At 45.3% G+C, this 24,649-nt stretch carries 22 protein-coding genes; 18 read left to right on the top strand and 4 right to left on the bottom strand.

All coding sequences use genetic code 11. The features are described from left to right. Positions 1-24 precede the first annotated feature (24 nt). The 4 genes from F0265_RS08840 (at position 25) to F0265_RS08825 (ending at position 3,544) form a co-directional block, all read left to right on the top strand. The gene (locus F0265_RS08840; protein ID WP_171748591.1) at positions 25-1,020 is read left to right on the top strand and encodes a TRAP transporter substrate-binding protein; all 996 of its coding nucleotides are present in this window, start codon (positions 25-27) and stop codon (positions 1,018-1,020) included. A 111-nt stretch (positions 1,021-1,131) separates the two neighbouring features. Further along, complete coding sequence (locus F0265_RS08835) at positions 1,132-1,803, top strand: TRAP transporter small permease (RefSeq protein WP_065740494.1); 672 nt, start codon at positions 1,132-1,134, stop codon at positions 1,801-1,803. Between the two features lie 3 nt (positions 1,804-1,806). After that, positions 1,807-3,168: a TRAP transporter large permease gene (locus F0265_RS08830; RefSeq protein ID WP_006959359.1), complete on the top strand. Its 1,362-nt coding sequence runs from the start codon at positions 1,807-1,809 to the stop codon at positions 3,166-3,168. Positions 3,169-3,310: 142 nt separating this feature from the next. Beyond that, positions 3,311-3,544, top strand: coding sequence for a DUF2789 domain-containing protein (locus F0265_RS08825; protein ID WP_006959358.1), 234 nt, complete (start codon positions 3,311-3,313; stop codon positions 3,542-3,544). A 44-nt stretch (positions 3,545-3,588) separates the two neighbouring features. Here F0265_RS08825 and F0265_RS08820 read toward each other — a convergent pair whose 3' ends face one another. Both F0265_RS08820 and F0265_RS08815 read right to left on the bottom strand, forming a co-directional pair. Next, complete coding sequence (locus F0265_RS08820) at positions 3,589-4,932, bottom strand: sigma-54 dependent transcriptional regulator (RefSeq protein WP_171748590.1); 1,344 nt, start codon at positions 4,930-4,932, stop codon at positions 3,589-3,591. After that, positions 4,932-6,740 (bottom strand): ATP-binding protein, encoded by a 1,809-nt coding sequence (locus tag F0265_RS08815; protein WP_171748589.1) that lies wholly within the window; start codon positions 6,738-6,740, stop codon positions 4,932-4,934. The genes F0265_RS08820 and F0265_RS08815 overlap by 1 nt, the downstream gene beginning before the upstream one ends. Positions 6,741-7,248: 508 nt before the next feature. Between F0265_RS08815 and tig the strand changes: the two genes are divergently transcribed. From tig to F0265_RS08745, 14 genes are all read left to right on the top strand, one after another. Then, positions 7,249-8,553 (top strand): trigger factor, encoded by a 1,305-nt coding sequence (gene tig, locus F0265_RS08810; protein ID WP_043007296.1) that lies wholly within the window; start codon positions 7,249-7,251, stop codon positions 8,551-8,553. A 105-nt stretch (positions 8,554-8,658) separates the two neighbouring features. After that, positions 8,659-9,285, top strand: coding sequence for an ATP-dependent Clp endopeptidase proteolytic subunit ClpP (clpP, locus tag F0265_RS08805; RefSeq protein ID WP_006959350.1), 627 nt, complete (start codon positions 8,659-8,661; stop codon positions 9,283-9,285). Positions 9,286-9,358: 73 nt separating this feature from the next. Continuing rightward, positions 9,359-10,642 (top strand): ATP-dependent protease ATP-binding subunit ClpX, encoded by a 1,284-nt coding sequence (gene clpX / locus F0265_RS08800; RefSeq protein WP_006959348.1) that lies wholly within the window; start codon positions 9,359-9,361, stop codon positions 10,640-10,642. Positions 10,643-10,771: 129 nt separating this feature from the next. Beyond that, entirely contained in the window at positions 10,772-13,123 is a 2,352-nt protein-coding gene (gene lon / locus F0265_RS08795) for an endopeptidase La (RefSeq protein ID WP_021457152.1), read from the top strand. 192 nt (positions 13,124-13,315) lie between these two features. After that, positions 13,316-13,588, top strand: a complete 273-nt coding sequence (locus F0265_RS08790) for an HU family DNA-binding protein (protein WP_004414742.1) — start codon at positions 13,316-13,318, stop codon at positions 13,586-13,588. Positions 13,589-13,761: 173 nt separating this feature from the next. Next, positions 13,762-15,621 carry a peptidylprolyl isomerase gene (ppiD, locus tag F0265_RS08785; RefSeq protein ID WP_171748588.1) on the top strand — a complete coding sequence of 620 codons (1,860 nt, stop codon included), beginning with the start codon at positions 13,762-13,764 and terminating at the stop codon, positions 15,619-15,621. Positions 15,622-15,760: 139 nt separating this feature from the next. After that, a complete protein-coding gene (locus tag F0265_RS08780) occupies positions 15,761-16,060 on the top strand; it encodes a helix-hairpin-helix domain-containing protein (RefSeq protein ID WP_171748587.1) in 300 nt (99 codons plus the stop codon). Positions 16,061-16,200: 140 nt separating this feature from the next. Beyond that, positions 16,201-16,881, top strand: a complete 681-nt coding sequence (gene cmk, locus F0265_RS08775; protein ID WP_171748586.1) for a (d)CMP kinase — start codon at positions 16,201-16,203, stop codon at positions 16,879-16,881. Positions 16,882-16,984: 103 nt separating this feature from the next. Then, positions 16,985-18,655: a 30S ribosomal protein S1 gene (gene rpsA / locus F0265_RS08770; RefSeq protein WP_006959338.1), complete on the top strand. Its 1,671-nt coding sequence runs from the start codon at positions 16,985-16,987 to the stop codon at positions 18,653-18,655. Positions 18,656-18,865: 210 nt separating this feature from the next. After that, the gene (ihfB, locus tag F0265_RS08765; protein WP_006959336.1) at positions 18,866-19,147 is read left to right on the top strand and encodes an integration host factor subunit beta; all 282 of its coding nucleotides are present in this window, start codon (positions 18,866-18,868) and stop codon (positions 19,145-19,147) included. A gap of 138 nt (positions 19,148-19,285) precedes the next feature. Next, entirely contained in the window at positions 19,286-19,567 is a 282-nt protein-coding gene (locus F0265_RS08760; RefSeq protein ID WP_171748585.1) for a lipopolysaccharide assembly protein LapA domain-containing protein, read from the top strand. Positions 19,568-19,592: 25 nt separating this feature from the next. Next, on the top strand, positions 19,593-20,762 hold the full coding sequence (lapB, locus tag F0265_RS08755; RefSeq protein WP_171748584.1) for a lipopolysaccharide assembly protein LapB: 1,170 nt from the start codon (positions 19,593-19,595) through the stop codon (positions 20,760-20,762). An 88-nt stretch (positions 20,763-20,850) separates the two neighbouring features. Beyond that, a complete protein-coding gene (pyrF, locus tag F0265_RS08750) occupies positions 20,851-21,549 on the top strand; it encodes an orotidine-5'-phosphate decarboxylase (RefSeq protein WP_171748583.1) in 699 nt (232 codons plus the stop codon). Positions 21,550-21,698: 149 nt separating this feature from the next. Further along, positions 21,699-22,901 (top strand): hypothetical protein, encoded by a 1,203-nt coding sequence (locus tag F0265_RS08745; RefSeq protein ID WP_171748582.1) that lies wholly within the window; start codon positions 21,699-21,701, stop codon positions 22,899-22,901. A 62-nt stretch (positions 22,902-22,963) separates the two neighbouring features. Here F0265_RS08745 and F0265_RS08740 read toward each other — a convergent pair whose 3' ends face one another. Both F0265_RS08740 and F0265_RS08735 read right to left on the bottom strand, forming a co-directional pair. Next, complete coding sequence (locus F0265_RS08740) at positions 22,964-23,740, bottom strand: tRNA isopentenyl-2-thiomethyl-A-37 hydroxylase MiaE (RefSeq protein ID WP_171748581.1); 777 nt, start codon at positions 23,738-23,740, stop codon at positions 22,964-22,966. Positions 23,741-23,806: 66 nt separating this feature from the next. Beyond that, positions 23,807-24,571, bottom strand: coding sequence for a DNA repair protein (locus tag F0265_RS08735; protein ID WP_171748580.1), 765 nt, complete (start codon positions 24,569-24,571; stop codon positions 23,807-23,809). Positions 24,572-24,649 lie beyond the last annotated feature (78 nt).

The following is a 24,649-nucleotide window of genomic DNA, read 5'->3' as shown; positions in this document are numbered from 1 at the left end:
GTTCTATTAACAAGGAGAAAAACAATGCTAAAGCCTTTGACCCTACTATCTGCTTCGATTCTTGCTGTGACCAGTTTTAACGCGGCCGCTAACTGTGACCCAGGTGAGACTGTGATCAAGTTCAGCCACGTAACGAATACAGATAAACACCCTAAAGGTATTGCGGCTTCACTGCTGGAAAAACGTGTTAACGAAGAGATGAACGGAAAAGTGTGTATGCAGGTTTTCCCGAACTCGACACTTTACGATGACAACAAAGTACTGGAAGCGCTTCTAAACGGTGACGTGCAACTTGCTGCCCCTTCTCTTTCTAAGTTTGAAAAGTTCACTAAGAAGTACCGTATTTTCGATCTGCCATTCCTATTTGAAGACGTTGACGCCGTTGACCGTTTCCAAAACTCAGAGTCTGGTGAGAAGCTGAAAAATGCAATGAAGCGTCGTGGTCTGCAAGGTCTGGCTTTCTGGCATAACGGCATGAAGCAAATGTCGGCAAACAAGCCACTACTGTCGCCTGAAGATGCTAAAGGTCTTAAATTCCGTGTTCAGGCTTCTGATGTATTGGTGGCGCAGTTCGAGCAACTAGGCGCGAACCCACAGAAGATGTCGTTTAAAGAAGTGTATGGCGGTCTACAAACTAAGGTTATTGACGGTCAAGAAAACACGTGGTCAAACATCTACGGTAAGAAGTTCTTTGAAGTTCAGGACGGTATTACAGAAACCAACCACGGTATCCTAGATTACCTTGTCGTTACCTCGAACGACTTCTGGAAGAAACTACCAGCGGATCAGCGTGAGCAACTGAATACCATTATTCAGGAAGTCACTGCACAGCGTAATTCCGAGTCAGCTAAGGTGAACCTAGCGAATAAGAACAACATCATTGAAGCGGGTGGTAAAGTTCGTACATTGACGCCTGAGCAGCGTCAGCAGTGGGTTACTGCATTGCAACCTGTTTGGAAGAAGTTTGAAAAAGACATCGGCTCTGACCTAATCGAAGCTGCACTGGCTTCAAATCAGTAACACGATAATAAAAACATCCCTGACTATTGGCCCTCCGAATCGGGAGGAGGGCCTTTTTTCCCCTGCAATACCTGTTAGGCGCTGCCAACGGGTGATCAAAGCGATGTAACTATGGAACAGTCAATTTTTGCCAGAATAGGAAAGGTGACAGATGCTATCGAGGAAACGCTGATTGCGTTTTTCTTGGGAGCAATGACACTGCTGACCTTTGCTAATGTAATTTTTCGATATGTCTTTAACGACAATATTCTTTGGGCTCTTGAGCTCACCGTTTTCCTTTTTGCCTGGATGGTTCTGGTCGGCGCGTCATATGGTGTAAAAAAACACTTTCACATTGGTGTCGATGTCATCATCAACATGGCACCAGACCAACTGCGTAAAGTCTACGCGCTGCTTGCGGCGGCTTGCTGTTTAGCATTCTCAATTCTTCTTCTGGTTGGTTCTTGGAACTATTGGTATCCGTTTGTCACTGAACGTGCTTGGTATGAAACCGATGATATTCCGATGCCAGAAATATTGCAGTTCCTAGCTGACTGGCTGAATGAAGGTGAGCGCTACGAAAAGCTTCCACGCTTTATTCCTTATATGGCGCTACCGATTGGCATGGCGCTGATGACATTCCGTTTTATTCAAATCACGATACAAATCGCAACAGGCAAACTAGACCGTTTGATTGCAGGTCATGAAGCGGAAGAAGAACTTGAGGCGCTGAAAGAAGAGCTCAAAGACGCTGGTGAAGCGATGGAGCCGAAAAAAGCCGACGATAAGAGCAAGGAGAGCTAAGCCATGGATATTTTGTTTTTATTCGTAATGGTGGTTGGCTTTATGCTGATTGGTGTGCCAATCGCTGTATCGCTTGGTCTATCGAGCATCCTGTTTTTGATGATGCACTCTGACGCTTCTTTAGCCTCAGTTGCCCAAACTCTGTTTAACGCGTTCGCAGGCCACTACACCTTACTCGCTATTCCATTCTTTATTTTGGCATCAAGCTTTATGTCGACTGGTGGTGTGGCTAAGCGAATTATTCGTTTTGCTATTGCAATGGTCGGTTGGTTCCGTGGCGGATTGGCGATGGCTTCTGTCGTCGCGTGTATGATGTTTGCTGCGTTATCAGGATCGTCTCCGGCCACGGTTGTCGCCATCGGTAGTATCGTTATCGCAGGTATGATCAAAAACGGTTACTCCAAAGACTTTGCCGCTGGGGTGATTTGTAACGCGGGTACGTTAGGTATCTTGATTCCACCGTCAATCGTTATGGTTGTGTATGCCGCTGCGACGGATGTGTCGGTTGGTCGTATGTTCCTAGGTGGTGTGATTCCAGGTCTTCTAGCGGGTGTGATGCTGATGATCGCTATCTATATTGCCGCGCGCGTGAAAAATCTGCCAAAGCAGCCATTTGTTGGCTGGGGTGAAATGTTTGATGCTGCGAAAGATGCAAGCTGGGGTCTACTACTGGTTGTGATCATTCTAGGCGGTATCTACGGTGGTATTTTCACACCGACAGAAGCCGCAGCGGTTGCAGCGGTCTATTCTTTCTTTATTGCGAATTTCGTTTACAAGGACATGGGGCCTTTCGCAGAGAAAGAAAATGGCAAGCCAGCCATCGTAAAGATCTTCCAAGCATTTGTCCATAAAGACACTAAGCATACGCTGTATGAAGCGGGCAAGCTGACCATTATGTTGCTATTTATCATTGCTAATGCCTTGATTCTTAAGCACGTACTAACAGAAGAACGCATCCCGCAGATGATCACCGAGTCGATGTTGTCTGCTGGTCTTGGGCCGATCACCTTCCTAATCGTGGTCAATGTTTTGCTTCTGATTGGCGGTCAGTTTATGGAACCGTCTGGCCTGCTGATCATCGTTGCTCCGTTGGTATTCCCGATCGCGATTGCACTGGGTATTGACCCTATTCACCTTGGTATCATGATGGTAGTGAACATGGAAATCGGGATGATCACTCCGCCTGTCGGGCTCAACCTGTTTGTGACGGCCGGGGTCGCTAAAATGTCGATGATGCAGGTGGTCAAGGCGGCGCTCCCTTGGGTGGCAGTGATGTTCTTGTTCCTCATTATCGTTACTTACGTACCATGGGTATCGACTTGGCTGCCAACGACGCTAATGGGGCCTGAAATCATCACCAAGTAAGTGTTTCCTGAATTCTAATGAAAAAGCCTCACTGTTGATGTGAGGCTTTTTTTTGCTCGGAGCGATTCGGTCTATAGTTAAAGAGGAATAGTTACTGTAATTGTGGCTTAGTTGTTTGTTCTGAGAATCGAGTGAGGACATTATGGAAATGCACCAACACTCAATGCGTGATTTGTTTCAGCAACTTGGATTAGCGAGCTCTGACGACAGCATTCGGGAGTTTGTTAATCACCACAGTGGGCTGGTGGTCGGCACTGCATTGCATGAAGCCTTTTTCTGGTCGCCTTCACAGGCCGCGTTTCTGAAAGAAGCGATAGAAGAAGATGCCGATTGGGCAGAACTGGTTGATCAGCTTGATGTGATGTTGAGAACCTAAATTAGAAAAGCCAGCATCTGATGCTGGCTTAGTTATTACAATGATTAATCGGCTTTGTAGTTGGCCTTGTCTAGGCCGTAACGCTGCATTTTGTCGTAGAGCGTTTTTCTCGCCAGACTGAGCTTATCCATGGTTTGTTTGATACTGCCTCCAGACTCGAGCAAGGCTTGCTCTATTGCACTTCTTTCGAACTCAGCCACTTGTGTTGCCAGTGAGAGTGGTTGATTACTTTGCTCTGTACTTTCTCCAAATTGAGCCAGTTTACCCAGTAAGACGAAACGTTCGGCGGCGTTTCTTAGCTCGCGGACATTACCGGGCCAATCGTGGCTTAAAAGCTGACTCAGTGCGCTGTTTGGAAGCGCAGGGGCGCTTTTTCCATAGCGTGAAGCGGCAACCAACAGGAAGTGGTGGAACAGAGCCGCGATATCTTCCTTACGCTCTCTCAGTGCAGGCAAATCCAGCGTGACGATGTTAAGGCGGTAGTAGAGATCTTGACGAAATTCTCCTGCCTCTGCCGCTTTCTTAAGATCCACTTTTGTAGCAGCAATGACTCTTATATCCAGTGGTAACAGCTCATTCGAGCCCACTCTTTCAATTACGCGCTCCTGAAGGACGCGTAACAGTCGAATTTGTGCCTGCATCGGCATGGATTCAATCTCATCAAGGAATAAGGTTCCGCCCTGAGCATGCTCAAACTTACCGATACGCTTAGTTTCTGCACCAGTAAATGCTCCTTTCTCGTGGCCATAGAGCTCACTCTCGATGAGGTTTTCAGGCACTGCGCCACAGTTGATGGCGACAAAGTTCGCGTCGCGTCTTGAACTTTGTTCGTGAATTGAACGAGCAACCAGCTCTTTGCCTGTCCCTGTTTCACCAAATAAGAGAATATCGGCGTCGGTATCGGCAATATGTGAAATGGTCTCTCTCAGCATCTGTATTGACGGTGTGTTGCCTATGATCCTAGGGCCGAGCGTCTGACTCGCTTTGAGACTGCGTTTGAGTTCCTGATTCTCCAGAGTGAGGTCACGCTTTTCCAATCCTCGTCGTGTGGTATCGATCAGCCGGTCAATGGGGAAGGGCTTCTCAATAAAGTCATAAGCGCCGTTTCTGAGGGCGTTGACAGCCATGGAGATATCTCCATGGCCCGTAATGAGAATGACGGGAACATCTTTGTCCTGATGCAGTACCGTTGAAAGCAGGTTTTCACCGGAAAGGCCGGGCAAGCAGATATCGGAAATGACCACTTTTGGCAAACCGTCTTGCTTAATGGCCAAAAGTGCATCTTCTGCACTGGAAAAAAATTGTGCGGATATTTCTTCTAACTCGAAGCTCTGCTCTATGGCTAAGCGAATATCGCTTTCGTCATCGATAAAAAAGACGTCGTACATCAAGATTCCTTTGCGTTGTCTCTTACAGTCGAAACATGAAATGGCAGCTGTATGGCAAACCTTGCTCCGCCATATGGCGAGGTTTCCACGGTTAACTGGCCATCCATTGCTTTAATGATCTGCTGGGAAATCGATAGGCCAAGACCCAAGCCATTCTTCTTCGTGGTAAAGAATGGCTCAAATAGGTGCTTAGCTTGATCTTTTTTAATCCCTGGGCCGTTGTCATCGATGTAGATAATGATCGATGCCTCTGTTTGTTCAGTGCGGAGTTCGACAATGCGCTTGTCCTGCTCTTCCACAGCTTGTGCAGCGTTAGTGATCAGATTAATCAAAACCTGTTCCAGTTGAATTGCGTTTACCTCGGCGGAGCCTGTGGTGTGATTAAACTGTGTGGCTAATTCTACCCGATAAGATTTTATCTGAGGTGCAACCAGTTCCTTTGCTGAGAGCAGGATAGGTTCGATATCGAGAACGCTTTTGTCGCTGGTGTCTGATTTGCGCGTAAAGGATTTTAACTGATTGCTGATTTTTGCCATCCGGTCGGTCAACGCTGAGATTCGGCTGAGATTATCATCGACACGTTCAAGTTTGTTCTTATCCAGAAAGCGGCGGCCATTGTCTGCAAAGCTTCGAATCGCGGCGAGTGGATTGTTTAATTCATGGCTAATACTGGCTGACATTTGACCAAGAACCGCCAGTTTAGCGGCTTGGATTAACTCGTCTTGTGTTTGACGCAGCATTTGTTCGGTGCGGGAGCGTTCTAACACTTCGGCCTGTAATTCAGACGTTCTTTCAAGAACCAGAAATTCCAGCTTTTGTTTTGCTTCAGACTGCAGTTGCTCAAACTGGCGCTTTTTGAGATGCCTTTGGTAGGTCAGTTGCAGTGTTAAAAATGCAATTACAAACAGCAGAGTCAGTATCAGAGCGAAACTTAACGTAGACCAAAAAACCGTTATCTTTTCAGTCAATACACGAATGGTAAGATCGAGCAAGGAAAGCGTGCGACTGGAGACAATGTAGTCTCCTTGTATCCAGCCGAGCAAATGGTTTTCGAGCTCAGACTGGGCCTTATCGAGTTGCCCAACCAGCCCGAGAGATTTTATGTCTTTATCTAGGTATTGACGGCTGTTGGAAATCTGATTCCGCTCTGCTTCTGTCAGAGTGAGCAGGCTCTTAAATAACCACTGTGGGTTACTCGACATGAAAATCACGTCGTAGCTGTCGGTCGCAACAAACGTATTTTGCTTCCCCTTCCAGTTCTCTTCGATTGCAGACAGATCCATCTTAACTACGATGACGCCGGCTATTTCACCTGCGTACACGACAGGGAACGAATAGTAATAACCTCTTTGCCCAGAGGTTGAGCCAAGCGCGAAATACTGGCTGGAGTTGCCTTTCACCGCTTCTGAAAAATAGGGGCGCCACGAAAAGTTTTTGCCAATAAACGAGCGCTCTAAATTCCAGTTGCTGGCAGCAATGGTGTTGCCGACCCGATCAATCAGATAAGTATCGGACGCTTGGATGATGTTATTGACGTTTTCTAGATAGCGGTTTGTGATGTCTAGTTGAGCCGGGTTGTCAGGCTGCATTAAGGCAGAAATTAGCTCAGTATCTTTAGCAAGTAGCTGGGGGAGGTGAGCGTACTTATCCAGTCTTGAGGCGATATGGCTAGCAAAGCGATCAAGTTGCGCCTGATGTTCGTCGAGTAGGGATTGATAGTGGTAATTCCATACCCATTGAGAGCCAACAATTAGGCAGAACAGGTAAAGAATGAGCAGGTAGGCATTTGCCCGACGAAAAGGTGACATTACATTCCCTGTAACTGAGGTACTACTGATAACCTAGGGTAATGTTTTTTGTTACAGGTGTGTTTAGTTGTGTAACGAAAATGAGGAACAAAACCGGACTTGGATCTAGTTTTCTCGTTTAATTCAGAAAAAAGATTAGTTTCTCTTGAAAAACCGATTAATGTCCCCATTTCTGGAACGGTTAGCTGCTTGATTGATGTTTTTTATAGCAGTTAACTGAGTTTTTAGGGTAAAGCCTGACCTATGTTAGGGATCGGCTCGACAGTGACCGACGAGGTCGGTAGAATGCTGCGTCTGAATTTTTATCCTGAGGCTAATCGGAGATACCTTTCACCCACTTGGTTGGAAAGATATCGCTAATTAGTCCGGTAACTGACTCGTTTGGTTATCGATACTCGATTTACGAAGAGTGCTCTTAGAGCGCAAACAAGGATGGGTCCTGAGCTTTTCAAGGTTTTAGGGCACATACGCTCAGCTCAGTCTGAGCCAGTTTTGAGGTTAATGAATAATGCAAGTTACTGTTGAAACGCTAGAGGGCCTAGAGCGCCGTCTAAACATTACTGTTCCTGCTGCTAACATCGAAGATGCTGTAACAGCTGAACTACGCAACATCGCTAAAAACCGTCGTTTCGATGGTTTCCGTAAAGGCAAAGTGCCTCTGAAAATGGTTGCGAAGATGTACGGCAAAGCAGTACGTCAAGACGTAATGGGTGAAGTAATGCAACGCCACTTCATCGAAGCGATCGTTAAAGAAAAAATCAACCCAGCAGGCGCACCAACTTTCGCTCCAGTAGAGAGCAAAGAAGGTGAAGATCTAGTATTCAACGCAACTTTCGAAGTTTACCCAGAAGTTGAGTTGAAAGGTCTAGAGAACATCACTGTTGAAAAGCCAACAACTGAAGTTCAAGACGCTGACGTTGAAGAGATGATCGAAACTCTACGTAAGCAACAAGCTACTTGGGCAGAAGTTGATTCAGCTGCTGAAGAAGGTACTCGTGCAACTATCGATTTCGTTGGTTCTATCGACGGCGAAGAGTTCGAAGGTGGTAAAGCTGAGAACTTCCCACTAGAAATGGGCGCAGGTCGCATGATTCCTGGTTTCGAAGACGGTATCACTGGTAAAACAGCGGGTATGGAATTCGACATCGACGTAACATTCCCAGAAGATTACCACGCTGAAAACCTAAAAGGTAAAGCAGCTAAGTTCGCAATCAAAGTGAACAAAGTTGAAGCACGTGAACTTCCAGAAATCAACGATGAGTTCGTTTCTAAGTTTGGTGTAGCTGAAGGTGGCGTTGACGCTCTTAAAGCTGAAGTTCGTAAGAACATGGAGCGTGAGCTTAAGCAAGCCGTTAAAAACCGCATCAAAGAGCAAGCGCTTGACGGTCTAGTTAACGAAAACGAAATCGACGTACCAGCTGCACTTATCGATCAAGAGATCGGTACGCTACGTCAGCAAGCTGCACAGCGTTTTGGTGGCAACCCAGAAGCTGCTGAGCAACTTCCACGTGAATTGTTCGAAGAGCAAGCTAAGCGTCGCGTAGTTGTTGGCCTTCTTCTAGGTGAAGTAATCAAGTCTGAAGAGCTAAAAGCTGACGATGAGAAAGTGAAAGCGCTTATCGAAGAAATGGCGACAGCATACGAAGACCCATCAGAAGTTATTGCTTACTACGAGCAAAACACTCAGATGATGGACAACATGCGTAACGTTGCGCTTGAAGAGCAAGCTATCGATGCAATCATCGCTAAAGCACAGGTTTCTGAGAAAGAAGTTAGCTTCAACGAGCTAATGAACCAACAGCAGCCAGCTTAATAAGCAATATCTTGCGTAGAAGGTTGACGGAACGTTAACTATTCTGCTAACAATGGTCCGTATGATATTTATCATCCGGGCCATTTATTTTAGGGACATAAGAATATGAGCTACCAAGAAAAAAATGCAATGTCACCAATTTTAGACGCGCTGGTACCAATGGTGGTTGAACAGACTTCCCGCGGTGAACGTTCTTACGATATTTACTCTCGTTTATTAAAAGAGCGCGTGATTTTCTTAACTGGTCAAGTGGAAGACCACATGGCAAATCTTGTCGTGGCGCAGCTGCTTTTCTTAGAATCTGAAAATCCTGATAAAGATATTTTCCTATACATCAACTCGCCGGGCGGCAGTGTAACTGCAGGTATGTCGATCTACGACACTATGCAGTTCATCAAGCCAAACGTTAGTACAGTATGTATGGGCCAAGCGTGCTCAATGGGTGCTTTCCTTCTTGCTGGTGGTGCACCAGGCAAGCGTTATGTACTACCAAATTCTCGCGTGATGATTCACCAGCCTCTGGGCGGTTTCCAGGGCCAGGCGTCTGACATCCAAATCCACGCTCAGGAAATCCTGACCATCAAACAGAAACTGAACAAGTTACTTGCTGAACACACTGGTCAACCTCTTGAGGTGATTGAGCGTGACACTGACCGTGATAACTTTATGGCTGCTGATCAAGCTGTTGAATACGGTTTGGTCGATGCAGTGCTGACTCATCGCGGTGAGTAATAATTGCCAGAGCATTTTGGCTATAATTGATATACACTCAGATCATAAAGAGTAAAGGCTAAGAGGTTAGCGAATGACAGACAAAAGCAAAGAGAGCGGTAGTAGTAAGCTTCTTTACTGCTCTTTCTGCGGCAAAAGCCAGCACGAAGTTCGCAAGCTAATCGCTGGTCCATCCGTTTACATTTGTGACGAATGTGTCGATTTGTGTAACGACATTATTCGTGAAGAAATCAAAGATGTTCTGCCGAAGAAACAATCGGAAGCACTACCAGTGCCAAGAGAGATTCGTGAACACCTTGATGATTACGTGATTGGCCAAGATTACGCTAAGAAAGTGCTAGCAGTAGCCGTTTATAACCACTATAAGCGTTTACGTAATGGAGACACGACAAGTGAAGGTGTTGAGCTCGGTAAGAGTAACATCCTTCTTATTGGTCCTACGGGTAGTGGTAAAACACTACTGGCTGAGACATTAGCGCGTTTCCTAGATGTACCATTCACAATGGCGGATGCCACTACGTTAACCGAAGCCGGTTACGTAGGTGAAGATGTTGAAAACATCATTCAGAAGCTACTGCAGAAATGCGACTATGACGTAGCAAAAGCCGAGCGCGGCATCGTGTACATTGATGAAATCGATAAGATTTCACGTAAGGCTGAAAACCCATCAATCACTCGTGACGTGTCCGGTGAAGGTGTTCAGCAGGCGTTGCTAAAACTGATTGAAGGTACTGTGGCTTCAGTTCCACCTCAAGGTGGGCGTAAGCATCCTCAACAAGAATTCCTTCAAGTTGATACTTCTAAGATCCTATTTATCTGTGGCGGTGCATTTGCAGGCCTAGATAAAGTGATTGAGCAGCGTGTTGCGACGGGTACAGGTATTGGTTTTGGAGCAGAAGTTCGTTCTAAAGACGAAACGAAGACAGTAGGTGAACTCTTCACTCAGGTTGAACCAGAAGATTTGGTTAAATATGGTCTGATCCCAGAATTCATCGGTCGTCTACCTGTGACAACAACGCTAACAGAGCTGGATGAAGAAGCACTCATTCAGATCTTGTGTGAGCCTAAGAACGCGTTGACCAAACAGTACGCAGCGTTATTCGAGCTAGAAGATTCTGAGCTTGAGTTCCGCGAAGACGCTCTACGTGCTATTGCGAAGAAAGCAATGGAACGTAAAACGGGTGCTCGCGGATTACGTTCAATCTTGGAAGGTGTTCTGTTGGAAACCATGTATGAGCTTCCATCCATGAATGACGTTAGCAAAGTCGTCATTGATGAATCAGTGATTAATGGTGAGTCTGACCCACTGCTGATTTACAGCAACTCGGATAATCAGGCCGCGGGCGCAGAATCTTAATCAGATTCACATAAATTAATGAATAATTTAAGGAGGTAATCATTTACCTCCTTTTTTTTATTCTTTCATTGAATCCAACCAATTAGCCCCCATATACTGCTCATAAGACTAAGCGGAAGAGAGAAGAATATGAACTTGGAACGTTCCGAACGTATCGAGATCCCCGTACTACCTCTAAGAGATGTAGTCGTTTACCCGCACATGGTAATTCCTTTGTTTGTTGGACGTGAAAAGTCGATTGCTTGCCTCGAAGCAGCAATGGATAACAACAAGCAAATACTGCTAGTTGCGCAGAAAAAAGCCGAAACCGATGAGCCAGCAAAAGACGATTTGTTTGATGTTGGTACCGTGGCAACCATTCTTCAATTGCTAAAGCTGCCGGATGGGACAGTGAAAGTGTTGGTTGAAGGCCAGCAACGAGCAAAAATTCATAAATTTGAAGAAGACGAATTCTTTACTGCTGACGCAGAATATCTGACGACAGAGCAGCTCGATGAGCGCGAAGAAGAAGTGATTGTTCGCAGTGCGATTAATCAGTTTGAAGGCTTCATCAAGCTAAACAAGAAAATTCCACCTGAAGTTTTAACGTCACTCAACGGTATCGACGAAGCGGCTCGCCTTGCTGATACGATTGCTGCTCACATGCCACTAAAACTGGCAGATAAGCAAATCGTGCTGGAAACGTTGGACGTGACCGACCGTCTTGAATTCCTGATGGGGCAGATGGAATCCGAGATTGACCTGCTTCAAGTTGAAAAACGTATTCGTACGCGCGTTAAAAAGCAGATGGAAAAATCTCAGCGTGAGTATTATCTGAACGAGCAGATGAAAGCCATTCAGAAAGAGCTGGGTGAGACTGAAGATGGTGTTGATGAGTTCGAAACGCTGAAGCAGAAAATTGTCGACTCTAAGATGCCGCAAGAAGCGCGCGAAAAGACCGAGCAAGAACTGCAGAAGCTGAAGATGATGTCGCCAATGTCTGCGGAAGCAACGGTTGTTCGCGGCTACATTGATTGGATGCTGGGTGTACCCTGGCACAAACGCTCAAAAGTTAAGAAGAATCTGGCAAAAGCCGAAGAAGTGCTGAATGAAGATCATTACGGTCTGGAGCGCGTTAAAGAACGTATCCTAGAGTACTTAGCGGTACAGAATCGCATTAACAAGTTGAAAGGGCCTATCTTGTGTCTAGTAGGGCCTCCAGGTGTTGGTAAAACATCCTTGGGTCGCTCAATTGCGGCGGCTACTGGCCGTAAATACACTCGCATGGCGCTGGGTGGTGTTCGTGATGAAGCTGAAATCCGTGGTCACCGCCGTACTTACATCGGTTCTATGCCAGGTAAGCTGATTCAGAAAATGTCCAAAGTCGGCGTTAAAAACCCGCTGTTCCTTTTGGATGAGATCGACAAAATGTCTTCTGATATGCGTGGCGATCCTTCATCAGCCTTGCTAGAGGTACTCGATCCAGAGCAAAACAACGCATTTAACGATCACTACCTAGAGGTGGACTACGACCTATCTGACGTGATGTTCGTTGCGACGTCTAACTCAATGAATATTCCAGGGCCTCTATTAGACCGTATGGAAGTGATTCGTCTATCTGGTTACACCGAAGACGAGAAACTCAATATTGCGAAACGTCACTTAGTAGAGAAACAGATCAAACGTAACGGTTTGAAACTGGGTGAAATTGAGATCGAAGACTCTGCAATCATCGGCATTATTCGTTACTACACACGTGAAGCGGGTGTACGTAGCCTAGAGCGTGAAATTTCAAAGATCTGCCGTAAAGCGGTGAAAAACATCCTGCTCGACAGCAGCCTTAAAACGGTCACTGTGAACATGGATAACCTAAAAGAGTACTTAGGTGTTCAGCGTCACGATTACGGTAAAGCGGACGACAGCAATCGCATTGGTCAAGTAACGGGTCTGGCATGGACAGAAGTCGGTGGCGATCTTCTCACGATTGAAACAGAAGCGATGCCGGGCAAAGGTAAGCTGACTCAAACCGGCTCTCTTGGCGATGTGATGCAAGAATCGATTCAAGCGGCGATGACAGTAGTTCGTTCTCGTGCTGTGAAATTGGGCATCAACTCTGACTTTTATGAGAAACGTGATATTCATGTCCACGTTCCTGAAGGTGCAACGCCGAAAGATGGCCCAAGTGCAGGTATCGCAATGTGTACAGCGCTTGTTTCTAGCCTAACAGGTAACCCTGTGAAAGCGGAAGTGGCAATGACAGGTGAAATTACCCTTCGTGGTGAAGTTTTACCTATCGGTGGTTTGAAAGAAAAACTACTGGCGGCACACCGTGGAGGCATCAAAACGGTACTGATTCCTAAAGATAATGAGCGTGATTTGGAAGAGATTCCAGACAACGTTATCGCTGATCTTAAGGTGATTCCGGTGCAATGGATTGATGATGTTCTTAAAGTTGCGCTAGAAAAAGACCCGTCAGGTGTCGAAATTGCTGCTGTAAAATAGTGATGTGCAGCAAAAATAAGTAAAAGATTACGCTGATAAGCATAAAAAGGCTTGTCAGCGTTTTTTTTGGACGCTAACGTTACCCACATAGCTTCAGGCCTTGTTGTATAAGGGGTTGGAGTTACTTTAAAATTGAAATGGAACGAAAGCTGCCTTTAAAAATAATAACAGGTGGCGCAAAGGGGAATCACAGTGAATAAAACACAATTAGTAGAAAAAATTGCAGAAAACGCTGACCTTTCAAAAGCTTCAGCAGGCCGCGCTCTAGACGCATTCATTGAAGCTGTGGGCGACACTCTTCAGTCTGGCGACCAGGTTGCTCTAGTTGGTTTCGGTACATTCAGCGTACGTACTCGTGCCGCTCGTACAGGTCGTAACCCAAAGACTGGTGAAGAAATTCAAATCGCAGAAGCAAAAGTTCCTGCGTTCAAAGCTGGTAAAGCTCTAAAAGACTCTTGCAACTAGTCTGAAAATTGCCGATAGCGGCAGTTTTTATCGAACCTTTTTAAATTATGCGCATCATACTGATGCGCATTTCTTTTTCTGGTATTATCGCGCTATCTGATTTTAATTATAACGTACGTCGTGTTAGCAACGATTAGAGCTAGTGCGGTCTACACGCGGAGAGTGTTTTAAATATGATGGATCGATTACGCGAAGGCGTTAATAGCATCGCGGTTAAAATTATCCTTGGATTAATCATCCTATCTTTTGTCTTTGCCGGTGTTGGCAGCTACATCGTTGGCGGTAGCAATAACTCTGCGGCAAAGGTTGGTAACGTCGAGATTGGTCGTGGTGAGTTTGAACAAGCTTATCAGAACGAACGTAATCGCATGCAAGCTCAGCTTGGTGATTATTTCTCAACTCTGCTAGCAGACCCAAGCTACGTTGAATCTTTCCGCAAGTCAGTGCTTGACCGAATGATTAACGATTTGTTGCTAGAGCAACACGCTGAGTCTTTAGGTCTACGTGTCAGTGACTCTCAAGTTCGCAGCATGATTGTTGATATGCCACAGTTCCAAGTCGATGGAAAGTTTGACCAAGAGATTTACCAATCGTCTCTTCGTCGTGCTGGCTTCTCGCCGGATAGCTTTGCAGAGTATCTACGCAGAGACTTGGTTCGCAATCAACTCCTGACAGCAATTCAGGCGAGCGATTTCTCTCTAGAGGGAGAAGTAGAAGCGCAAAGCAAGCTACTGACTCAAACGCGTGAAATCAAAAAAGTCACGCTTTCGTTGTCAGACTTTGCATCTAAAGCTGAGTTGTCAGAACAAGAAATTAACGACTACTACACTCAAAACCCAGAGCGTTACACTCGCCCTGAGCAGGTTAAAGTGGCGTATGTTGAGCTTTCAGCTCAGCAGCTGAAAGACGCAATTGACGTTTCTGATGAGCAAGCAAAGCAATACTACCAAGAGCACCTTGATAAATACTCCTCGGAAGAGCAGCGTCGTGTTAGTCATATCCTGATTGAGGGTGATGATGAAGCGAAAGCTCAAGCGGTTTTGGATGAGCTCAATGCTGGTGCAGATTTTGCGACGCTAGCGGAAGAGAAATCTGATGACTTTGGTAGTGCTGCTGAAGGTGGTTCTCTAGGTTGGATCGAGCGTGATGTTATGGATCCAGCATTTGAAGAGGCCGCGTTTGCTCTGAAGAAGGCCGGTGATGTGACAGGTTTAGTTAAATCTGATTTTGGCTATCACATCATTAAACTTGATGAGTTGAAAGATTCGGTAGCTAAGCCATATGAAGAAGTGGCTTCTGAAATCAAGCAAGAGCTAAAAGATCAGCAAGCGATCGATCAGTTCTATGAGCTACAAAGTCAGCTAGAAACCGTCGCGTTTGAGTACCCTGATTCTTTAGATGATGCCGCTAGCGCAATCAAAGCTAAAATTCACACGACGGACTTCATTTCTCAAGCTGATGCGCCGGAGTTGTTAAAAGCGCCTGCGGTAATGCAAGCCATTTTAAGCCCTGAAGTAAAAGAGGATGGGCTGAACTCAGAAGTGATTGAAGTAGCACCTGAGCACGTGATTGTTGTTCGTGTAGAAGATGCGCGTGATGAAACAGTCCTTCCACTAGACGAAGTTCGCGAGCAAGTGACGACGGCACTGGCGAAAGTGAAAGGTGAGCAAAGCGCAATTGAACTTGCTGACAACTTGGTTGCAGAGCTGAAGAAGGGTAACAAAGACCTAATGACTGAAAATGGTCTTGCCTTCAGTGACTCAGAAAACATTGATCGTAGCTCGCCATTGGCTGATGTTGTCTTCTCAATGAAGAAGCCAAGCAGTGGTCAAGTGGAATTCGCTCAAGCCAAAGACTTCAATGGTGACATCGTTGTAGTTGAGCTGACCAACGTGAAATCTGATGTTAATGCTCAGTACAACGAACAGATTGGTACTCAGCTAACTCAGATGAACGCACAGCAAGATCTTTCAGGTCTGATCAATATTCTTCGCAAAACTATCGATATCGAATATTACGTTGTGACTCAGTAATCTTAACCGATGTAACTGACAAACCACTCATAACGGGCTGCATCTGCAGCCCGTTTTATTATGCGCTGTTTTCTCCCTTTCTATTGTCATATTCCTCTACGGTATTTATTCCATCATGTTATTTAGAGGAACAAGGGAAATGTTACGCATACTTTGGACGTGCCTTTTAATGGTGATAGCGGTATATAGCCCGATTACCGTATCGGCTGAAAAAGCTACCAATCCGGAATACGCTGGAATAGAGATTACAGTGAACGTTAATACCGCTGAAGCGGCTGAATTAGCAGCGCTACTGAGTGGTGTTGGTGCGAAAAAAGCCCAAGCTATTGTTCAATTTAGGGATGACAACGGTCCCTTTTTGAAGGTGAGCGATTTGGTGTTGGTTAAAGGTATTGGCCCCGCTTTGATAGACAAAAACCGCAGCCGAATAAAGCTGTAAACAGGTAGAGCGCCAAGCGCTCTATTTTTTGGCTTTTTCCTTTCAATACGCTCTGGTGCAAAGAGGCGATTCCCACTATAATTCCCGCCGAATATTGGTCAGCTCAATGGCTATTATTTTCAACTAATGTGGAGTAAAACATGTCGTCTCATACGCCGGTTGTAACCGTTGATGGACCAAGTGGTGCAGGTAAAGGCACTCTCTGTATGCTTCTGGCGAAGAAGCTTGGCTTTCACTTACTGGATTCCGGTGCGATTTATCGCGTGTTGGCTTTAGCTGCGATTCATCATGGCGTTGACCTTGAATCTGAAGATGCGCTTGTTCCTTTGGCTACCCATCTAGACGTGCAGTTCATCGCAGAAGGTGACTTAGTGAAAGTCATTTTGGAAGGCGAAGATGTTTCAGGTGAGTTACGCAAAGAAGAGACCGGAATGGCCGCTTCAAAAGTAGCTGCGTTCCCTCGTGTTCGTGAAGCTTTACTGCGTCGTCAACGTGCTTTTGCTGAAGGCTCCGGCCTTGTGGCTGATGGCCGTGATATGGGTACCGTTGTTTTTACTGAAGCTGAAGCTAAAATCTTCCTCGATGCCAGTGCTGAAGAGCGTGCTAACCGCCGTCTTAAACAGTTGCAAGGCAAGGGGTTAGATGTTAAATTTGACGACCTTTTGAGCGAGATCCAAGAGCGTGACGACCGAGATCGTAACCGCCCGGTGGCGCCATTACGCCCCGCTGAGGATGCGCTATTGCTGGACTCTACTACGATGAGTATCGACGAAGTGGTAGAAAAGGCACTACAATATATCGAATCTAAGCTAGTCGTTTAGGCGGCTAGGTAAGAGCGTTGGTCGCATGGATGATGACTGGCGAATTTAATAACCCCACGAGGTAGGATACCCGTGGACGTTTAATTTATTGAAGATTAAATAAATGACTGAATCTTTTGCTCAACTCTTTGAAGAGTTTCTAAACGAGACTGAATTCCAACAAGGTACTATCGTTAAAGGTACTGTAGTAGCTATCGAGAACGGTTTCGTTCTTGTTGACGCTGGTCTTAAGTCTGAGTCTGCAATCCCTGCTGAACAGTTCAAGAACGCTGCTGGCGAACTTGAAGTTGAAGTTGGTTCTGAAGTAGACGTAGCGCTAGACGCTGTTGAAGACGGTTTCGGTGAGACTCAACTTTCTCGTGAGAAAGCGAAGCGTCACGAAGCTTGGATCGTTCTTGAGAAAGCTTACGAAGAAGCTGAAACTGTTGTTGGTATCATCAACGGTAAAGTTAAAGGCGGTTTCACTGTTGAACTAAACGGTATCCGTGCTTTCCTTCCAGGTTCTCTAGTAGACGTACGTCCAATCCGCGACACTGCTCACCTAGAAAACAAAGAGCTAGAGTTCAAAGTTATCAAACTTGACCAGAAGCGTAACAACGTAGTTGTTTCTCGCCGTGCGGTAATCGAGTCTGAGAACAGCGTTGAGCGTGATGAGCTTCTTGAGTCTCTACAAGAAGGCGCAGAAGTTAAAGGTATCGTTAAGAATCTAACAGACTACGGTGCATTCGTAGATCTAGGTGGTGTTGACGGTCTTCTACACATCACAGACATGGCTTGGAAGCGCGTTAAGCACCCTTCTGAGATCGTGAACGTTGGTGACGAGATCCAAGTTAAAGTTCTTAAGTTCGACCGTGAGCGTACTCGCGTATCACTAGGTCTTAAGCAGCTAGGCGAAGATCCATGGGTAGCAATCGCTAAGCGTTACCCAGAAGGTCACAAACTATCTGGTCGCGTTACTAACCTAACTGACTACGGCTGTTTCGTTGAAATCGAAGAAGGCGTTGAAGGTCTAGTACACGTTTCTGAAATGGATTGGACTAACAAGAACATCCACCCATCTAAAGTTGTTAATGTTGGCGACGAAGTTGAGGTTATGGTTCTTGAAATCGACGAAGAACGTCGTCGTATCTCTCTAGGTCTGAAACAGTGTAAAGCTAACCCTTGGCAGTCTTTCGCTGAAGCGCAAGCTAAAGGCGACAAAGTTACTGGTAAGATCAAGTCTATCACTGACTTCGGTATCTTCATCGGTCTAGAAGGCGGCATCGACGGTCTTGTTCACCTATCTGACATCTCTTGGAATGTTGCAGGTGAAGAAGCAGTACGTGAGTACAAGAAAGGCGACGAAATCTCTGCAGTTGTTCTAGCAGTAGACGCAGAGCGTGAGCGTATCTCTCTAGGCGTTAAGCAAATGGAAAATGACCCATTCAATGCTTACGTTTCTGAGAAGAAGAAAGGTGTACTAGTTAACGGTACTGTTACTGCAGTAGACGCTAAAGGTGCAACTATCGAACTTGAAGAAGGCGTAGAAGGTTACATCCGCGCTTCTGAAGTTTCTCGCGACCGCGTAGAAGATGCTTCTCTGATCCTAAGCGTTGGCGACAGCGTTGAAGCGAAGTTCACTGGTGTAGACCGTAAGAACCGCGTAATCAACCTATCTGTTAAAGCTAAAGATGAAGCAGAAGAGCAAGAAGCAATGGCTTCTCTGAACAAAGCAGACGACGCTTCGTTCGGTAACGCAATGGCTGACGCTTTCAAAGCAGCTAAAGGCGAATAATATCTCGCTTTATTGAAAAAGGAGCCGAAAGGCTCCTTTTTTATGGATTGAGCTAAAATAGTCTTAATACCAATCTCAGCAAGTGACTCTGATAAAACGCGATTTGGAATTGCGCAAATTGTTGGTTTGTGTCTAGAATTGATAGCAAGTGTTTGTTGGAATTGGTATTACTTACTATAATAAGTGATAAACTACTCTACGAGGGAAACTATGACTAAGTCTGAACTGATTGAGAGACTCTGCGCTGAGCAAACCCATCTTTCAGCGAAAGAGATTGAAGATGCTGTGAAAGACATTTTAGAGCATATGGCTTCGACACTAGAAACTGGCGATAGAATCGAAATTCGTGGATTCGGTAGTTTCTCTCTGCATTACCGCGAGCCTCGTGTAGGCCGAAACCCAAAAACGGGCGAGAAAGTAGAGCTGGAGGGTAAATACGTCCCTCACTTTAAACCAGGCAAGGAATTACGAGAGCGCGTTAACCTCGATTAATTTCAAAATACTTATTATTGAAGCGGCATACGTAGTGTATGCCGCTTTTTTATGAGATGAAATTCGGAGATAGGCATGGTTTGTTCAAGGGTTTTACTGCATAATCGTATCGGCAGATATCCACTTAGGTGATAGAACATGAAAATTATAAAAATTGTTATCGTGCTGGCCCTGTTTTTAATTGCACTGGCTTTAGGCTCTCAGAACCAGGAAGTAGTCAACTTTAACTACTTACTGGCACAAGGTGAGTTTCATCTTTCGACACTGCTAGGTGTTGTTTTTGTGACTGGCTTTGTTTTGGCTTGGATTATCTTCGGTAGTTTACATCTGCGTTCTCAAATGCAACTACGCAAGCTGAAAAAACAAGTGAAAAAACTTTCACCCCAAGAGAGTGAACCTCATCAGGTTAAAGCCCAATAAGTTGTACAGGTAGGCTTTTTACTCAATGTTAGAAATACTCTTCTTGTTACTACCAATCGCAGCAGCCTACGGTTGGTACATGGGTAATCGCAGTGCCCAGCAAGACAAGCAGAAGCACTCCAACCAAATCTCTCGTCAGTATGTGACGGGTCTTAACCTGCTATTGTCTGATCAATCGGATAAAGCGGTAGACCACTTTATCGAACTTCTTCAGGTCGACAACGAGACGATAGATACCCACTTGGCCTTGGGGAACCTTTTCCGTTCTCGCGGAGAAGTCGACCGCGCCATTCGTATTCACCAGAATTTGATTTCTCGCTCTGGGCTGACCATAGACCAAAAAAACATTGCGCTTCAGCAGCTAGCTAAAGATTACATGGCATCAGGTTTTCTTGACCGTGCAGAGAAAATCTTTGAGCAACTTGTCGAAGAGCCTGATCATCGCGAAGCTGCATTGCAACAGTTAGTTTCGATCTACCAACAAACACGAGAATGGGGCAAAGCGATCCAATACGCGACCCAACTGGTGAAATTAGGTCGAAAACGCATGCGTACAAGCATTGCGCACTTTTGGTGTGAGCTTGCAATGCAAGAAAAAGCCGACGGTGATAATAGTCGCGCGATTCAGCACTTTAAGCGCGCTTTGTCAGAAGATCCAAAGTGTGTTCGTGCCAGTATCGCCCTAGGTAAGCTCTATCTTGAGGTCGAAGACTATACTCAGACCATTAAGTATATGGAGATGGTGATCGAGCAGGACATCGACTTTATTAGCGAAGTACTTCCAACATTAGCTGACTGTTACCATCATTTAGGGCAGGAAGAGGAGCTATTGGACTTCTTACGCCAATGTATTGTTTCCAAGGCTGGCGTTTCAGCAGAGCTTATGCTTGCTCAGATGGTTGCTCAACATGAAGGCTCTGGTTCCGCTCAGGAGTTGCTCACTCGTCAACTCGTTAAGAACCCGACCATGAAAGGCTTCTATCGACTGATGGATTATCATTTGGCCGATGCGGAAGAAGGCCGAGCAAAAGCGAGTTTGCAGACATTGCAAAAATTGGTAGGAGAACAGTTAAAAGTTAAACCTCATTACCGATGTCGTAAATGTGGCTTCTCTACCCATTCGATGTACTGGCACTGTCCATCATGTAAAGGTTGGGGAACCATCAAGCCAATTCGAGGCCTTGATGGTGAATAAGAAATTCGATTGGGATTCCAATCAAGAAAAATAGCAGCGGTGATCCCGCTGCTTTTTTTAGGCATGTAATTAGTTAGTAGGAGATGAAATGATTGACCAAAAAGTTATTGTTGCACTGGATTACGACAATCAAGCGGACGCCCTTACTTTCGTAGACAGAATTGACCCAAACTCTTGTCGATTGAAGGTCGGCAAAGAAATGTTCACGCTGTTTGGTCCTGATTTCGTTAAAGAGTTACACAAGCGCGGCTTTTCAGTATTTCTGGATCTAAAATTCCATGATATTCCGAACACTTGCTCGAAAGCAGTTCGAGCTGCCGCAGAGCTTGGAGTATGGATGGTGAATGTTCATGCGAGTGGGGGAGAGCGTATGATGACGGCTTCACGCGATATCCTAGAGCCATATGGAAAAGACCGCCCGCTATTGATTGGTGTGACGGTGTTAACCAGCATGGAGCAAAATGATCTTGCAGGGATCGGCCTCAACGTTGAGCCAAAAGAGCAAGTTGTTCGTCTGGCAACATTGACCAAAAACTCTGGGCTCGACGGAGTTGTGTGTTCTGCTCAGGAGTCCGCAATGCTGAAAGGTGAACTAGGACGCGAATTTAAGCTGGTTACACCGGGTATCCGTCCTTTAGGATCCGCTGTTGGGGATCAGAAACGTATAATGACGCCAGTCGATGCGATTCAGGCAGGATCTGATTATTTAGTTATTGGCCGACCAATTACGCAAGCGGCGGATCCAGATAAAGTCCTGATGGATATTAATCAGTCACTGACTATCTAGAGTTTTTAAAATCGCCAGTATGACTGGCGATTTTTTTTCGTTACAGGTACAACCTCTCGATATTGTAAATATTCACACTAGTTATTGGTTGGCTTTTCGTTTAGCTTGGATTTAGTGACTATAATGAATCTCTAAACAAGGAGTTGGCTATGACTGATACATTATCGGCGTCGGTAGGCGCTAGCGAAGCTTTGACTGATACAGCAACCAAAAAAGTAACCGCGGCAGATGTGGCTAAGGTAAAAGCGGAGGTCTTAAAGCGCATCGAGCAATCCACGCATTTATCTCAGGGCTTTCGTTTAGTGAATCAAGCGGATTATCAGTCCGGCCTAGCAGAGCTCAAAGCCAAATTAAAATCGAAGAGCTTCCAAAGTACTGAAGAAGGCAAAATGTGTAAGTTGATGCTCGACATATTGACCGATGATGCTCACCTTGCAGAATATTTAGATGAAGACTTATCTCAGTATTTAGTGACCAACGATGCGGGGAAGAAAGTACTCGACACAAGCGCGATGGATTTTAAGGCCAAAAACCAGGTTGCCAATGCTAAGTTAAAGCGTAAGCAGCTCTTCTTGATGTTTAAAGAAATCATTCAAGCTCAGGTCGAATTGAACACCTTTGCCCAAAGACTAAAAGTGGCGTTTGGTGCGGAAATCAGCTTTCCTCCCGGTGCTTACGGCGGTATTAAGAGCTACAGTGGAGCCTTGGCCAAAATTACCACCCGAGAGCGCACTAATGATGTAGGCGATTTAAAAGACTGTGCGCGTATTACGGTGAAGGTAAAGAGCTTCAGAGACCTTCAGGGTGCGAAACTGTTTATTTGCCGTACTGAAGAGTTCAGGGCTGTCGCTCAATATCAAAAAGCATTGAAAGACCGTTACCAGCTTGCTAAATCAGGTTCTAACTTGGAGCGATTTAACGTTGAAGCGGATGGTAGTGGCTATAAGGATATTAAGTTCTTTCTCAAGATGAGTAACGGCCAAATCGCCGAGTTACAGCTCAATATCCCGGGCATGTTGGTTGCAAAGAAGAAAGCGCACATTATCTACGATATAGCGCGGACCAATCAGGAAGCATTTGATTCCAGAGCTGAGTTTCAGGTCGCAAGCCAAGAAGTGCTCGATAAAGTAAAAGAGAAGATGAATGATGACTGGTTTGGTTTTATTCGCTCCAAACTGTCAGGTGTAGACAGCGATGCTAACTGCATTGAATCTATGATTGAGGTTTTACGCAGTAAAGGCAGCTTGGTCATTGGTGCCAATGAAGCTGAAGCGCTCAATCGAGTCAGTAAAAAGTTGTATGCTGCTGGGTTGGGGAATGCGCTTTTGGACCCGAGTCCAGCATCCAAATAAATAACCAATCTAAGTAAAAGGATGCCTGTTTGGCATCCTTTTTAACATCTAATGTGGAGCGTTTAATTTTTCAGGGGAGTACCGCTGTGGAATTTAAAGTCGCTATCAGGGCTGGTAATTAAGTCGGCTTCAAGTTGACCAAAGTACGCGACCCTGTGTGAGATATCTTCACCAGCGATCTCTTCGGCAAGGCTTAAATAGTCCTGATAATGGCGCGCTTCTGAACGAAGCAGTGAGATATAAAACTTAGCAATATCTTCATCCATATGAGGAGCGAGCTTTGCAAAACGTTCACAAGAACGCGCTTCGATATATGCACCAATGATCAGCTTGTCTATCAGTGTTTGCGGCTCGTGAGTTGCCATATTTGCAAGTAGCCCTTTTGCATAACGGCTCGCTTGTACTGGCTCATAGGCAATGCCTCGGCTGTCCATGATCTCCAGCACTTGATAGAAGTGGTGCAATTCTTCTTTGATAAGCAGCACCATTTTGTCTATCAAGTCTTGGCTGTAAGGGGAGTTAGACTTGGCCATGATCGCTTTCGAAATATTGCTCTTACCCTTGAGCGTTTCTAAGCTACCTGTTTTTCTATAAGCGAAATCTTCGTAGGGCTTAAACCAATCCAGTAAGTTGTGGGCACTGCTTTTGTCTATTGCATACTTGCGGATCAAATACATCGCTGACTGGCCCGCCTTAAGCTCACACAACAAATGATCGATTAGAACTGTTTTCAGGTGCTCAGGTTTGCGAGCTTCTGTGATCCACTCTTCTGGTGTGGCGCACTGAAGAAAACTGTTGATTGGTTCCAGTAAGGTATCGTAGCTTTTTAAATCGATCATGATGTTATTCAATAAATAGAAAAGGCCGCATAAGCGACCTTTTGGAAATGGACTGAGTGGATTATATTACCATTTTTTCTTTTCGCCAAAGAGCTCGTCCATATCATTTTTGCGTTGGTCTTCTTCAATCTGATGAAGCTCTTCTGCATTTTTAGATTGGCGTTTCTGCTCTAGGTCATCGTACATTTCTTGAAGCTTTTCTCTGGCTTGATTCGAGTAGTTATCGTTTTTATTACTCAATGCATCGAGACCTTTACGTAATAGCTGAATCGCAGTGCCAGGTTGACCACGAACAATCGCGTCATTAGCACGTTTAATTACGTTCTCGATGTTAATACGAATTTGAATGGTTTCAAGGCGAGCGTTTTCAGCAACATAAGCTTGGGTCTCAAATCGGCCTTTATTATGTTCGCTGCGAATAGTGTCACGTAAGCGCTTTACTAGTTTCAGCATCACGATCGCTTGCTTGTCACTGCTTGGTGTTTTGAACGGGGTGCTCTCGCCACCTTTCTTGTCATCTTTTAACTGCTGGATTTGCTGCTTAACGTGCTCAACACGTTGCTCCAGTTGCTTATTCTTAGGATCCAACTCAAACATGCTTTCGACAGCATCAAGAATTCGAGTATTCAGACAAACTAGTAGTTCTTTGCTGTACGGCATGTGGTGCGCATGGCCAATCAGCTCCTCTGTCGCATCAATGATTGCGAGGTATCTGGCACCTTCCTGCTTTCTGGCAGTTTCAACTTTTACTTTGTACTGGAGCATGATGTTATAGCCAAGCACTAACACCAGTAAGATGGCAACTAAAGCTATGATTAACCCAATATTCATAAATTCCGTATCTTATGTTTTGTTGGCTAGCGAGTAAGGATACACGATTCTTAAGAACCACTGCACCTATTTTGTATT

This window comes from Vibrio sp. RE88 (assembly GCF_013113835.1).
Classification (GTDB): Bacteria; Pseudomonadota; Gammaproteobacteria; order Enterobacterales; family Vibrionaceae; genus Vibrio.
This window is presented reverse-complemented; position numbering and strand designations above follow the sequence as displayed.

Excerpts from the sequence above, each read along its gene's own strand:
- F0265_RS08840 (WP_171748591.1), top strand. The coding sequence starts at position 25 with ATGCTAAAGCCTTTGACCCTACTATCTGCTTCGATTCTTGCTGTGACC.
- F0265_RS08835 (WP_065740494.1), top strand. The coding sequence starts at position 1,132 with ATGGAACAGTCAATTTTTGCCAGAATAGGAAAGGTGACAGATGCTATC.
- F0265_RS08830 (WP_006959359.1), top strand. The coding sequence starts at position 1,807 with ATGGATATTTTGTTTTTATTCGTAATGGTGGTTGGCTTTATGCTGATT.
- F0265_RS08825 (WP_006959358.1), top strand. The coding sequence starts at position 3,311 with ATGGAAATGCACCAACACTCAATGCGTGATTTGTTTCAGCAACTTGGA.
- F0265_RS08820 (WP_171748590.1), bottom strand. The coding sequence starts at position 4,932 with ATGTACGACGTCTTTTTTATCGATGACGAAAGCGATATTCGCTTAGCC.
- F0265_RS08815 (WP_171748589.1), bottom strand. The coding sequence starts at position 6,740 with ATGTCACCTTTTCGTCGGGCAAATGCCTACCTGCTCATTCTTTACCTG.
- tig (WP_043007296.1), top strand. The coding sequence starts at position 7,249 with ATGCAAGTTACTGTTGAAACGCTAGAGGGCCTAGAGCGCCGTCTAAAC.
- clpP (WP_006959350.1), top strand. The coding sequence starts at position 8,659 with ATGAGCTACCAAGAAAAAAATGCAATGTCACCAATTTTAGACGCGCTG.
- clpX (WP_006959348.1), top strand. The coding sequence starts at position 9,359 with ATGACAGACAAAAGCAAAGAGAGCGGTAGTAGTAAGCTTCTTTACTGC.
- lon (WP_021457152.1), top strand. The coding sequence starts at position 10,772 with ATGAACTTGGAACGTTCCGAACGTATCGAGATCCCCGTACTACCTCTA.
- ppiD (WP_171748588.1), top strand. The coding sequence starts at position 13,762 with ATGATGGATCGATTACGCGAAGGCGTTAATAGCATCGCGGTTAAAATT.
- F0265_RS08780 (WP_171748587.1), top strand. The coding sequence starts at position 15,761 with ATGTTACGCATACTTTGGACGTGCCTTTTAATGGTGATAGCGGTATAT.
- cmk (WP_171748586.1), top strand. The coding sequence starts at position 16,201 with ATGTCGTCTCATACGCCGGTTGTAACCGTTGATGGACCAAGTGGTGCA.
- rpsA (WP_006959338.1), top strand. The coding sequence starts at position 16,985 with ATGACTGAATCTTTTGCTCAACTCTTTGAAGAGTTTCTAAACGAGACT.
- ihfB (WP_006959336.1), top strand. The coding sequence starts at position 18,866 with ATGACTAAGTCTGAACTGATTGAGAGACTCTGCGCTGAGCAAACCCAT.
- F0265_RS08760 (WP_171748585.1), top strand. The coding sequence starts at position 19,286 with ATGAAAATTATAAAAATTGTTATCGTGCTGGCCCTGTTTTTAATTGCA.
- lapB (WP_171748584.1), top strand. The coding sequence starts at position 19,593 with ATGTTAGAAATACTCTTCTTGTTACTACCAATCGCAGCAGCCTACGGT.
- pyrF (WP_171748583.1), top strand. The coding sequence starts at position 20,851 with ATGATTGACCAAAAAGTTATTGTTGCACTGGATTACGACAATCAAGCG.
- F0265_RS08745 (WP_171748582.1), top strand. The coding sequence starts at position 21,699 with ATGACTGATACATTATCGGCGTCGGTAGGCGCTAGCGAAGCTTTGACT.
- F0265_RS08740 (WP_171748581.1), bottom strand. The coding sequence starts at position 23,740 with ATGATCGATTTAAAAAGCTACGATACCTTACTGGAACCAATCAACAGT.
- F0265_RS08735 (WP_171748580.1), bottom strand. The coding sequence starts at position 24,571 with ATGAATATTGGGTTAATCATAGCTTTAGTTGCCATCTTACTGGTGTTA.